12 protein-coding genes are annotated in these 12228 nt (G+C 64.9%); 5 read left to right on the forward strand and 7 right to left on the reverse strand.

From position 1 onward, the window contains the following. Positions 1-230: 230 nt before the first annotated feature. Entirely contained in the window at positions 231-1619 is a 1389-nt protein-coding gene (locus tag AB0T83_RS17025) for an aspartate aminotransferase family protein (protein WP_366194426.1), read from the forward strand. Positions 1620-1625: 6 nt separating this feature from the next. Here AB0T83_RS17025 and AB0T83_RS17030 read toward each other — a convergent pair whose 3' ends face one another. From AB0T83_RS17030 to AB0T83_RS17050, 5 genes are all read right to left on the reverse strand, one after another. Continuing rightward, a complete protein-coding gene (locus tag AB0T83_RS17030) occupies positions 1626-2858 on the reverse strand; it encodes a multidrug effflux MFS transporter (protein ID WP_366194427.1) in 1233 nt (410 codons plus the stop codon). Between the two features lie 198 nt (positions 2859-3056). Then, a complete protein-coding gene (locus tag AB0T83_RS17035; RefSeq protein ID WP_366194428.1) occupies positions 3057-3692 on the reverse strand; it encodes a DsbA family oxidoreductase in 636 nt (211 codons plus the stop codon). Then, positions 3689-5218 (reverse strand): class I adenylate-forming enzyme family protein, encoded by a 1530-nt coding sequence (locus AB0T83_RS17040; protein WP_366194429.1) that lies wholly within the window; start codon positions 5216-5218, stop codon positions 3689-3691. The genes AB0T83_RS17035 and AB0T83_RS17040 overlap by 4 nt, the downstream gene beginning before the upstream one ends. A gap of 57 nt (positions 5219-5275) precedes the next feature. Continuing rightward, positions 5276-6394 carry a hypothetical protein gene (locus AB0T83_RS17045; RefSeq protein WP_366194430.1) on the reverse strand — a complete coding sequence of 373 codons (1119 nt, stop codon included), beginning with the start codon at positions 6392-6394 and terminating at the stop codon, positions 5276-5278. Positions 6395-6400: 6 nt separating this feature from the next. Beyond that, positions 6401-8209: an extracellular solute-binding protein gene (locus AB0T83_RS17050; RefSeq protein WP_435891187.1), complete on the reverse strand. Its 1809-nt coding sequence runs from the start codon at positions 8207-8209 to the stop codon at positions 6401-6403. 269 nt (positions 8210-8478) lie between these two features. Here AB0T83_RS17050 and AB0T83_RS17055 point away from each other — a divergent pair, with 269 nt between their 5' ends. From AB0T83_RS17055 to AB0T83_RS17070, 4 genes are all read left to right on the forward strand, one after another. After that, entirely contained in the window at positions 8479-9252 is a 774-nt protein-coding gene (locus tag AB0T83_RS17055; RefSeq protein WP_366194431.1) for a 3-hydroxybutyrate dehydrogenase, read from the forward strand. After that, on the forward strand, positions 9252-9599 hold the full coding sequence (locus AB0T83_RS17060; protein ID WP_366194432.1) for a pentapeptide repeat-containing protein: 348 nt from the start codon (positions 9252-9254) through the stop codon (positions 9597-9599). The genes AB0T83_RS17055 and AB0T83_RS17060 overlap by 1 nt, the downstream gene beginning before the upstream one ends. Continuing rightward, complete coding sequence (locus AB0T83_RS17065; protein WP_366194433.1) at positions 9596-10663, forward strand: patatin-like phospholipase family protein; 1068 nt, start codon at positions 9596-9598, stop codon at positions 10661-10663. The genes AB0T83_RS17060 and AB0T83_RS17065 overlap by 4 nt, the downstream gene beginning before the upstream one ends. 69 nt (positions 10664-10732) lie before the next feature. Beyond that, positions 10733-10849: an entericidin A/B family lipoprotein gene (locus tag AB0T83_RS17070; protein WP_366194434.1), complete on the forward strand. Its 117-nt coding sequence runs from the start codon at positions 10733-10735 to the stop codon at positions 10847-10849. Positions 10850-10893: 44 nt separating this feature from the next. Here AB0T83_RS17070 and AB0T83_RS17075 read toward each other — a convergent pair whose 3' ends face one another. Both AB0T83_RS17075 and AB0T83_RS17080 read right to left on the reverse strand, forming a co-directional pair. Next, entirely contained in the window at positions 10894-11508 is a 615-nt protein-coding gene (locus AB0T83_RS17075) for a LysE/ArgO family amino acid transporter (RefSeq protein WP_366194435.1), read from the reverse strand. Further along, positions 11505-12227: a DUF502 domain-containing protein gene (locus AB0T83_RS17080; RefSeq protein WP_366194436.1), complete on the reverse strand. Its 723-nt coding sequence runs from the start codon at positions 12225-12227 to the stop codon at positions 11505-11507. Before AB0T83_RS17080 ends, AB0T83_RS17075 begins: the two co-directional genes overlap by 4 nt. Position 12228 lies beyond the last annotated feature (1 nt).

Below are 12228 nucleotides of genomic sequence, written 5' to 3' on the forward strand. Positions count from 1 at the left end.
TTCAAGGACAATACGCGGATGTTCTACGGCGACGCCAAGAAAAGCCTCGACGACCTGCTCACCCGCATCGCCTGACAAAACACCCCAGGCCCCGGACAGAAACCCGGGGCCTGAGAGCAAAAAAAAACCACCCCTCGAAGGGGGGGGTGACGAGGCTCCAGAAACTCCCTCTTGCGGCGCAAGCCGTGCCGTGGATAGTCAGGCGCGATTGTTTCGGGAAAGGACCTCTCGTGCGCGCCCATCCATCCACGACCGACCTGCAGGCTCAGGACGCAGCCCATCACATGCATCCCTTTACCGATGAGGCCGCGCTGGCCCAAAAGGGTGCGCGGGTCATCGTCAAGGGCGAGGGCGTCTGGCTGACCGACAGCGATGGCCGTCGGATGCTGGACGGCATGTCAGGGCTTTGGTGCGTCAACATCGGCCACTGCCGCGCCGAACTGGCCGAAGTTGCTGCCGCTCAGATGCGTGACCTGGCGTTTTCCAACACTTTCTTCCAGACCTCCCATCCGCCAGCCATCGCGCTGGCCGCCAAGCTGGCGGAACTGGCCCCCGGCAATCTGAACCATGTGTTCTATTCCAGCTCCGGCTCGGAAGCCAATGACACCAATATTCGCCTGGTCCGGCACTACTGGGCGTGCCGGGGCAAGCCGCAGAAACAGGTCATTATCTCGCGCAAGAACGCCTACCACGGCTCGACCGTTGGCAGTGCCTCGCTGGGCGGTATGGCGGCGATGCATGCGCAAGGGGCGCTGCCAATTCCGGGGATTGCACGGATCGGCCAGCCGCATTGGTACCGTGAAGGCGGCAACATGACGCCCGAGGACTTCGGCAAGGCGCGGGCGCGCGAGTTGGAGGAGGCTATTCATCGCATCGGCCCCGACTCGGTCGCGGCTTTCATCGCCGAACCGGTACAGGGAGCAGGCGGGGTGATCATTCCGCCCGACAGCTACTGGCCCGAGATCACGGCGATCTGCGAAGCCCATGATTTGCTGCTGATCGTGGATGAGGTCATCACCGGCTTTGGCCGCACCGGCAACTGGTTCGGATCGCAAACCTTCGACCTGAAACCCGACATCATGACCATCGCCAAGGGGCTGAGTTCCGGCTATATGCCCATCGGCGGTTCGATGATCAGCGACGAGATTGCCGATGTGGTAGGCCAGGCGGGCGATTTCGCCCATGGTTATACTTATTCGGGGCATCCGGTGGCGGCGGCGGTGGCGCTGGCCAATCTTGAGATCCTGGAAACCGAAAACCTGATCCCGCGGGTGCGCAACCACATCGGTCCCTACCTGGGACGCACCTGGGAGGGGCTGGAAGATCATCCGCTGGTGGGCCGGGCCGAGACCTGCGGGCTGATGGCCGCCCTGGCCCTGACGCCGGACAAGGCGCGTCGGGCGGCCTTTGCTGCGGACGAGGGCGTTGTCGGCGAGATCTGTCGCGACCGGGCTTTTGCCAACGACCTGGTGATGCGCCATGTGGGCGACCGGATGATCATTGCCCCGCCCCTGACCATCACCGAAGAGGAGGTCGACGAGTTGATCCGGCGCGCATGCAAGGCGCTGGACGAAACCCACGCCATCCTTCGACAAACCGGGTTGATGGCAGCGGCCTGATGTCGATCAGGCCGGTTGTGGGACGTCTCGCGGGACGCGCCACATCAGAAGCAGCGCGGGCAGCGTCAGCAGGGCCATGACCAGGGCGACGGGCATGGGCGATGCGCTGTTGAAAGCCAGCGTGACCGGGATCGTGACCAGCGCGGCGCCCACTGTCGACAGGGCCGCGATCACCGACGAGGCGGTCCCGGCCAGATGTCCCAGCGGCTCCAGCGCCAGCGCGTTCAGGTTGCCAAGCACGAAGGACACCAGCAGGAACACCGAGGCCGCCCAAAGGTAATAGGCTGCAAACCCTGCCGTGCCGGTGCCAAGGTTGGCCAGTCCGCTGAACAGGAACAGCAGCGAGCAGGTGAACTGCACGCACAGCGCGTTGCGGATCACCTTGCGCATCCCGGCCCGCATCACCACCTTCGAGTTCACGAATCCCATGCAGGCGCCGAAACAGGCGATCAGCGCGAACCACGCCGGGAACTCGGCGCCCTTGCCGTAGATCTGGTCGAATGAAGGCTGGATCGTGGACAGGTTGCCAAAAAGCATGCCGAACACCAGAACCTGCACCAGGATCGACCGGCGTACCACGTCATGCGACAGGGTCTCGCGCGCGCCGTCCAGTGTGCGCGCGAAGTTGAGCGGGCGACGGTCCGCCGGATCCAAGGTCTCGGGCTGGCGCAGCGCGTACCAAAGGCTGACCGCAACCGCGAACACGATGAAGGCCAGGAAGATCGCGCGCCATCCGGCCACCGCAAGGATCAGCGCCCCGGCAGCCGGCGCAATCGCCGGGACCAGGGCGAAGACCATCATGATGAAGGACATCAGCCGCGCCATGTCGCGCCCGGAATGGCGATCCCGCACCACCGCCGTCACGACGATGCGCGGCCCCGCAGCACCCAGCCCCTGGATCACCCGCGCCAGCAACAGCATGTTCATCGTCTCGGCCACCACAGCCAACGCCGCGCCCGCGCAATACAATGCGACGAAGGCAAACAGAATTGGCTTGCGTCCGAAGGCATCGGCCAGCGGCCCCACGAACAGCGTGCCCAATCCCATGCCCAGGGCAAAGAAGGGCACCGTCAGGCTGGCGCGCTCCGGCCGCTCGGGCGACAAGCTGGCGCCGATCTCGGGGATGGCGGGCAGCATGGCGTCCAGCGAAAACGCCACGATGGCGACGATCATCGCCATCATGGCGACGAATTCGACGCGCGAAATGGGGCGTCGGGCGGGACGCTGGGGGTGGGTCATGGGTTGGCCTGTCTGTGCTGCGACGGGCCGAAGAGCGGCGCGCGCGATCCTGGCGGAAAACTGAACCGCTCGGTTCAGCCTTAAAGCCAATCAGTCGGGAAGCTCAAGCCCCCCGAATGCACAATGCGCGGTGCGTTGCTGCACACTGTCTCGCGGGCACCGAATTGCAGGATGCGATCCGGTGCCGGGTGAGGCGTGTCAGCTGGCGGCTGCGGTCAGCTCGGAAATCACCTTTTGCCACAGCTCGGTAGGCTGGGCGCCGGGCACCGCATGGGCGCCGCCGACAATGAAGGTGGGGGCGGCGTTGATGCCCATCTTGCGGGCCGCGTCGTCGCCTTCGCGGATGACGTTCACATCCACGTCGCTTTTCAGCAGCTTCAGGATCACTGCGGCATCCAGCCCAGCCGCATCGGCGATGTCGCCCAGAACCTCGATATCCCCGATATCGCGGCCCTGCTGGAAATAGGCGGCGAACAGCGCGTCGACCACGGCGTTCTGATGGCCTTCGATGCCCGCCCAATGGATCAGGCGGTGGGCGTTCAGGGTGTTGGGGGTGCGCTGGATGGCGGCGAAATCCACCTCGATGCCCTCGGCCTCGGCGGTTGCGGCGATCTGGCCATACACCCGCAGCGCGCCGTCGCGGCCGCCGAACTTGGATTCCAGATAGGCGCGGCGATCCATGCCCCCGGGGGGCATGTCGGGGTTCAGCTGGAACGGATACCAGGCAATCTGGAACGGGTGATCGGGCTGGGACGCCAGCGCGCGATCCAGCCGGGTCTTGCCAATCAGGCACCAGGGGCAGATCGGGTCGGAGAAGATCTCGAGTTTCGTCATTGTGGTCCTTCATAGGCGTCGCGCAGGGCGCGGCGCAGGATTTTTCCATTGGCCCCATGCGGCAGGGCGTCCAGTTTCCGGTACAGCTTCGGGCGCTTGTAACGGGCCAGACGGGTTTCCGCAAATGCGGCGAGTTCGTCCTGTGGCACCTCTGCCAGCCCGGTGTAGAAGGCGGCGATTCCGGTGACGCCGGGCTTCAGTGGCACCTCGACGGCGGCGACCTCGGTCAGGCCGGGATGGGCGCGCAGGGCGGTCTCGACCTCGATCGGCGAGACACGGTAGCCGCCCGCGTTCATCATGTCGTCGGCGCGGCCCAGATAGGTGATGGCGTGATCGGCTGCCATGGACCCCTGATCGCCGGTCAGGAACCACGCGCCGTCTGCGGTGAACCGGGCGCGGGTGTCGCCCTCGGCCCCCAGGTAACCCAGCATCAGGCCGGGGTCGCTGCGATGCACGGCGATGGTGCCGGGGGTGTCGATTGCCACCGGCACCCCTTCCGCGTCCAGAATGGCCAGCCGCCGCCCCGGTTGCGGATAGCCCAGCGTGCCATCGGGGGCAGGATGCGTGGGCGCGCCGGATATGAAGGTTGAACATTCGGACATGCCAAAGGCTTCGTGGATGGCGGTGCCGGTGGCGGCCTCCCACCGCTGGCGGATCTGCGGCGACAGTTTTTCGCCCGCCGACAGGCCGTGGCGCAAGGACGGCGTTTCCGGCAAGGGGCCAGCGGCCAGCATCTGCCGATAGACCCCCGGTGCCGCAGCAAAGATCGTGGTCCCGTGCCGGGCCAGAAGCGCGGGCAGATCGGCGCTGGCCTGTCCGGCCTCGGGGATGATGGCGGTGGCGCCCATGGCCCAGGGATCCAGCAGACCGGTGCCCAGCGTATAGGTCCAGTTGAAGGCCCCGGCGTGAAACACCCGGTCATCGGGGCGTAGGTCGTACCAGCCCTGCACCATCATCTGCCGCGCCCAGACCGCCCGATGGGCATGGACCACGGCGCGCGGCACCCCGGCGGTGCCCGAGGTATAGATGATGTAGGCGGCGCGGTTCGGATCGCCCATATCGAAGGCGGCAGGCGGATGATCGGCCAGCGCGTGGAACGCCTCTTCCGTCAGCACCGGGCAGGGCAGCGGCGCGGGTAGGGCCACGCCACTGCCCGCGATGATCAGGTCGGGGGCCAGCCCGGCGCAGATCGCAGTGATTTCGGGCGTGGTCAGCTGGGCCGAGGTCGGAACCGGCACCATCCCGGCGGCAATCGCGCCCAGATAGGCCAGCGGGAATTCCACCGTGTTGCCCAGCCGCAGCAGGATACGCGCCCCGGGCCGCAGCCCCTGTGCCTGCAAGCCCCCGGCAATGCCCAGCACGCGGGCCTGCAATTGAGCAAAAGTCCAGACCGTGTCCCGCTCCGGTCCGGCAAGGATCAGAGCCGGCGTGTCGCCACAGGCCTCGGCCCGCCGCAACACATGGGCGGCCAGGTTGAACGGGGTTGGGCAGGGCGCGAAGGGGCCCTTGTCAAACAATGCGGTCATGGGGTTGGCCTAGGATGCGGTTGCGCCCGACGCAAGACGGACGCCTGCGTGCGGATGTCACGTCTCGGGCGGCAAATACCTCTCCCACATCACGTCCAGCGCCGGATCATGGTGCAACTCGGTGGGGAACGGCTTGCGCGTGGTCTTCCAGCCGGTGGTTGTGCCCCGGCAATGCATGTGCCGGAAGTCCTTGGACACGGTGAACAGGTTTTGCAGGAGACCGCCCACCTGGTGCGGATCCCAGACCGCCAGCCGGTCGATGATCCCGCCTGGCACGATGCACCATTTGCGATTGCACTTCTTGTTCGGCTCTGTGCGATAGCGATGGTCGCGCTGCAGGGCCGGGATTTCGGCCTCCGAGGCCGGATAGCCCCAGAAGCCCAAGACCGTGGTCATGCCCAGCGGGTTGGCGCGGGTCACCTCGAAGATGGTGCGACCCTCGGGGCCGTGCACGATCTCATCGATGTCGACGCTCAGCACCGCCGCCGCGCCGGCCAGCGCATCGCTGCGGGCCAGGTTCAGCATGGTGCTTTGAAAAAAGCGCGGGTTGCGCTCGCCCTTGCGCGAGGCGGCCATGGTCGGGCCATAGGGGAAGGGGGCGGAATAGATCAGCCCCTGTTTCAGACCGGGAATGTCACGCAGCGCGTCGGCCAGATCCTCCAGCGGATAGGTGTCAGACCCGTTGTCGATCAGCACAACCCCCTCGGCCCCGTGCCGGTTGACGTTGTAGCGCACCCAGTCGCGCACCCAGGCGATGGCGTTGTTCTTGTTCAGCGCCAACAGGCAGTTCAGCCCGGTAAACCGGTCAGTCTGGGCCGGGCGCACCGGGATGTCATAGGTCCTGGTCCCCATGTTCACCGACAGCGCGCCCTCGGCGGCGGGGATGCGGATTTGATCGGTGCGTTTCCAGACATGCCGCTTGATCCTGATCACTGGCTGCCCGCCAGCCCGAAGCCCCGCCTTGAACGGCGCCCAGAGGTTCAGCATCGGTGGGGCGTTCAGGATGATCTGGCGGCCGTCCGCGCTGCGGAACGCGTCGTAGACCAGGGTCAGCCGGTCATACCGCTCAAGGTATTTCTCGGGCCGGTTGCCTTCGGGCCGGGTATAGTCGCGCACCAGCCCGGCGGCAGGGTCCAGCGCAAAGCCGGTCAGCGGAACGACAGAGACCTCGGCCATGCGCCGCTACTCCTGCCACCACCAGACGTCAGGCTGCCAGCCGATCCAGTCGCCGTAGATCGGCAATTCCTCGGGGAAACGCAACTCGGCGGCATGAGCGATGCGGGAGCGGTCGGAATACCACAGCGGGATCACGTAGCGGCCCGTGGTCAGCACCCGATCCAGCGCGCGCGTGGCGGCAATGAAATCCTCGCGGCTTGTGGCGTTGAGCATGGTCTCGATCATCGCCTCGGCGGCGGGGGAGTTCATCCCCATCCAGTTGCGCGACCCCGGCTCGGTCACGCCGCGCGATCCCCAATACAGCATCTGTTCGTTGCCGGGGCTGAGCGACAGGCCGCGCGTATAGAAAGCCATGTCGAAATCATAGGCGTTGGTGCGTTCGCGAAACTGGGCGCTGTCGATGGTAGTGACCACAGGGGTGATGCCCAGCCGTTCCAGCGCCTGCACGTAGATGTTCACGATGGCCTGAAAGTCGGCCTCGCCCTGCCGCATGACGATCTCGAAGGTGAACGGCTCGCCGTCCTTCATCAGTACACCGTCGACGGGCTCCCACCCGGCCTCTTCCAGAAGCGCGGCAGCGGCGCGGATGTTCTTGCGATTGCGCGCAGAGCCATCGCCGACGGGCAGGGCATAACCGTCCAGCGCGCCAGGCAGAAGATCGGTGGCGAAAGGCTCCAGCAATTCGCGGACACGGCCCTCGGCCGGACCGTCCTGCATCGCCAGCACCGAGTTGCCGAAATAGCTGGGAATGCGGGGATCGCGGCCGCCGGTCTGGGTCTGGGCGATGAACTCATAGTTGAAGGCGTGCAACAGCGCCTCGCGCACGCGCCAGTCGGCAAAGACCTCGGACCTTGTGTTGAACACCAGACCGCTGATGCCGGTGGGCCGCTGGTGCGGGATTTCCGATTTCACGATCGCGCCCGAGGTCACTGCCGGCCAGTCGTAGCCGTCTTCCCAGCGGGCCGCATCGCCTTCGCGGTACGAATTGATGACACCGGCCTTGAATGCTTCGAACATCACCCCGCCATCGGCGAAGAAGTCATAGCGGATCTCGTCGAGATTGTGACGCCCGGCGTTGAACGGCAGATCCTTGCCCCAGTAGTCCGGGTTGCGCTTCAGCACCAGCTTGCGCCCCGGTTCGGCCTCGGCCACGACGTAGGGCCCGGTGGCGATGGGCGCGATCATCGAGCTCTCGGCGAAATCCAGACCCTCCCATTGCGCCTTCTGGAAGATCGGGCGCAGGCCCATGATCAGGGCCAATTCGCGATCGGGCTGGTTGAAGGTGATGCGGACACTGCGCGGGCCGGTGGCCGCGATACTGTCCACCTTCTGCCACGACGAATGAAAGCGCGGGTGCCCCTGGGTGCCGAGGGTTTCGAAGGTCCAGATGACATCCTCGACCGTGACCGGGCTGCCATCGGAGAATTTCGCCTCGGGGCGTAACGAAAACTCAACCCAATCGCGATCAGGTCCGGTCTCTACTGATTCGGCCAGAAGGCCGTAAAGCGTGAACGGCTCGTCATAATTCCGGCCCATCAGGCTTTCAAACACATGCGCGCGCACGCCCCAGGGCGCCCTGCCTTTCAGAATATGCGGGTTGAGAGAATCAAACCCGCCGGTTTCGCCGAATACGATCCGCCCGCCTGTGGGCGCATCCGGGTTGGCGTAGGGGAGGGACACAAAATCCGGTGGGAGAGCCGGGTCCCCATACATAGCTATGCCATGTTGGGGTTCAGCGAAGGCGGCGCCTGCAAATGCAATCGCCATGGTTGCGCCGCGTGTTGCGCGCAGCACAAGGGAAGTAATCGGGGACATCGGTTTTACCTGCTCGTTCTAACCTGCTGCTGAAATTATCAAACTTTAACGACCAATCCAATTTTTTGGTTGGAGCCCGTTGGCGAATTGCCTATATTGGAGTCACTGCTCGATAGGTTTCTTGCCTGTATGAAACCTGCCTCAATGACTTGCGCCCGCCTTGTGCGGGCGCTTTTTTTTGCCTGCGGCATCGCTGCGCAAGTTTCGTCTGGCCTTCGCAGGTGCAGGATATAGCCTCTCGTCCATCGTGACAGTTGAAAGGACGTATCATGTCGCTGAAGGGAAAGACCGCCGTCGTGACAGGGTCGAACTCGGGCATCGGGCTGGGCATCGCCATCGAACTGGCCAAGGCCGGGGCGGATGTGGTGTTGAACTCGTTCACCGACCGGGACGAGGATCACGCGCTGGCCGAGAAGATCGGGACCGAGCACGGGGTGACGGCGCGCTACATCAAGGCCGACATGTCGGTGGGCGACGACTGCCGGGCCCTGATCGAACAGGCGGGACGCTGTGACATCCTGGTGAACAACGCGGGCATCCAGCATGTGGCGCCGATCGACCAGTTTCCGCCCGAAACCTGGGACCGGATCATCGCGATCAACATGAACTCGGCCTATCACACCACCGCCGCCGCGCTGCCGAAGATGCGCGAGGCCGGCTGGGGCCGGGTGGTCAACATCGCCTCGGCGCATGGGCTGACCGCCTCGCCCTTCAAATCCGCCTATGTGGCGGCCAAGCACGGCGTCGTGGGCATGACCAAGGTCGTCGCGCTGGAAACCGCGCAGGAGCCGATCACCGCCAATGCGGTCTGCCCCGGCTATGTGCTGACCCCGCTGGTCGAGGCCCAGATCCCCGACACCATGAAGGAATACGACATGAGCCGGGAAGAGGTCATCAAGAACGTCATGCTGGTGCGCCAGCCGTCCAAGGAATTCGCCACCGTCGAGCAGATGGGCGGCACCGTGGTGTTTCTGTGTTCCGACGCGGCGGCCCAGATCACCGGCACCACAATCAGTGTCGATGGCGGCTGGACGGCCCTGTGATGCCCTCGGATGAGATCGAAGATGACGGCGACGGCGGCGAGCGGCTGGTTCTGGACAACCGGCTGCTGCCGAACTCGCTTCTGACGCGCGTCAGCCTTGAAGGGGCGGCCCTGCGGCGCTGCAAGCTTTCGGACATGGCTTTGGACGATGTGGATCTGTCCGGCACCACGGTCCGCAATGCCAACATGTCCAAGATGTCGATCACCGAGGTCACCCTGCAAGGTGCGGTGATCGACAATGTCGACCTGCGCGACCTGCGGATCACCAACGCCAACATGATCGGGATGACCATCGACGGCGTCCGTGTCAGCGACCTTCTGGCCAAGTGGAACGAGGGCAAGAAATGAAAAAGATCAATCTGGCCTTGCAGGGCGGCGGTGCCCATGGCGCGTTCACCTGGGGGGCGCTGGACCGTCTTCTGGATGAAGAGGATATCGAGGTCGAGGCGATCTCGGCCACATCTGCCGGCGCGATGAATGCCACCGCGTTCAAGGCCGGATGGATCAGCGGCGGGCGGGCCGGGGCCAAGCAGGCGCTTGCGGATTTCTGGCTGCGGCTGGCCGGTGTCGATGGCCATGTGGCCGAGGTTCTGGGCGATTGGCTGCGGATGGTCGCGCCCTCGCCGGCGGTGCTGTCGCGGATGCTGGAGTTCAGCCCAACAGCGCTGGCCGCCGAAGGCGTCACCCGCGCGTTTTCACCCTATCAGCTGAACCCGACAGGCTATCATCCGCTGCGCTCGGTAGTGGACGAGATGATGGCGGTGGGCGATGTCTGCGTGGATACTGGCCCGAAATTGCTGATCGCGGCCACCAATGTGCGCACCGGACGGGTGCGGGTGTTCAGCGGGGACGAGGTCACGACGGACGCGGTTCTGGCCTCGGCCTGCCTGCCGACGCTGTTTCAGGCGGTCGAGATCGACGATCCCAAGACCGGCCGGCGCGAAGCCTATTGGGACGGTGGCTATATGGGCAACCCGGCGTTGTTCCCGCTGTTTTCCCGGTCGTCCTGCCGCGACATCCTGATCGTGCACATCAATCCCATCGTGCGCGAGGATCTGCCCTTCACTTCGACCGAAATCCTGAACCGGATCAACGAGATCAGCTTCAACAGTTCGCTGCTGAAAGAGTTGCGCGCCATCGATCTGGTCAACCGGCTGATCGAAGAGGGCATTCTGCCCGAAGGCCGGATGACCGAGAACCGGCTGCATTCGGTGGCGGACGACGATTTGATGACCCAGCTTGGCGTGGCGTCGAAAATGACTCCGTCCAAGGCGCTGATGGTGCAGTTGAAGGATGCCGGTCACGCCGCAATGCACCGCTTCCTGATCGCGCACAAGGGCGACATCGGCAAAAGGTCCAGCATGAACATGCGGGCGCTGTTTGACGGTCCTGACGCGCGCGACCCCCGCTAGATCCGTGCCATCTTGACGGAGCACACCGCGCGTTGCATCACGGAGCGACTGAAACTTGGAGTTTGCGCCATGCGTATCCTGGCCCTGATCGCCGCCCTTGTAACCCTGACCGCCTGCAACACCGTCGAAGGTGTGGGGAAGGACCTTCAGGCCAGCGGACAAGCGATTGAAAAGGCTGCGAAATAAGCATTCTAACATGTGCCGGGGCGTCCGGGCGGACGTCTGTTCGGTCAGGGCGCGCTCACCAACAGTCCCGCCGCCAACGCCCACATGACCAGCGCGATGCCAAGGTCCAGAATGCGCCAGGCGCGCGCGCTCTGCATGACCGGGGCCAACAGGCGGGCCCCGTAGCCCAGGCTGAAGAAGAACACGAACGAGGCCGAGACCGCGCCGATCCCGAAGGCCAGTTTCCGGCCCGTATCCGGGTATTGCGTCGACACCGCCCCGATCAGGGCCAGCGTATCCAGATAGACATGCGGGTTGAGCCATGTGAAGGCCGCGCCGGTGGCCAGAACGGCGCCCAGCGAGGCGGATTGGCCCGCAAGCGTCATTGCGTAATCGCCGCGCCACGCCGCCCACATCCGCAGCGCGCCATATACGGTCAGGAACGCAGCGCCAGCCAGCGCCATCAGGCGTGGAAAGCCGGGCAGGTGGTCCGCGATGGCGCCAAAACCCGCAACTCCCGCCGTGATCAACAAGGCATCCGACAGCGCGCAAAACAGAACCAGCGGCAACACATGCGCCCGCAACAGCCCCTGACGCAGAACGAACGCGTTCTGTGCACCGATGGCAAGGATCAGGGAAAACGCCGTGGCAAAACCAACGACGGCCGGGGCCGCGTTCATCGCCAGCTTTCGGGCTTGCCCTTGGCCGGCTTGCGCACCAGGGGCAAGCCCTCGGCATCGCCCTTGTCGGCGGGATAGACCAGACCGGCCGAGATCACCAGTTTGGCGGCATCTTCGATGCCCATGTCCAGTTCGATGATTTCCGAACGCGGGAAGAACAGCAGGAACCCGGACGTGGGGTTGGGCGTGGTGGGCACGAACACGCTGACCAGTTGTTCCGAGCCGCCGGCGATGCGGTTCACTTCGCCCTTGGCCATGGTCGAGATGAAGCCCACCGCCCAGATCCCCCGGCGCGGGTATTCGATCAGGCAGGCTTTCTCAAAGTTGCTGTCCTGTTGCGCGAAGACGGTTTCAGCGATTTGCTTGAGGCCGTTGTAGATCGACCGCACCACCGGCATCTGATCCACCAGCCCCTCGGCCCAGGCCAGCAGCGACCGGCCGATCAGCCCCTTGGCGATCCAGCCGATCATGACCGTGAAGACCAGGAAGAAGATCACGCCGACGCCGCGCAGGTTGATGCCGATGTATTGTTCGGGCCGCCAGACCGACGGCACCAGCGGCAGCACCACGCCGTCGATCCAGCCCACCACCGACCACAGGAAATAGGCGGTCAGCCCGATGGGGGCGATGACCACGATCCCGGTCAGGAAACTGGCGCGCAACCCGGCAAGCAGGCCGCGTTTGCGGCGGTCGTGGTCGTGATCGTGCGGGTCAAGCATC

This window comes from Meridianimarinicoccus marinus, assembly GCF_040689105.1.
GTDB lineage: Bacteria > Pseudomonadota > Alphaproteobacteria > Rhodobacterales > Rhodobacteraceae > Meridianimarinicoccus > Meridianimarinicoccus marinus.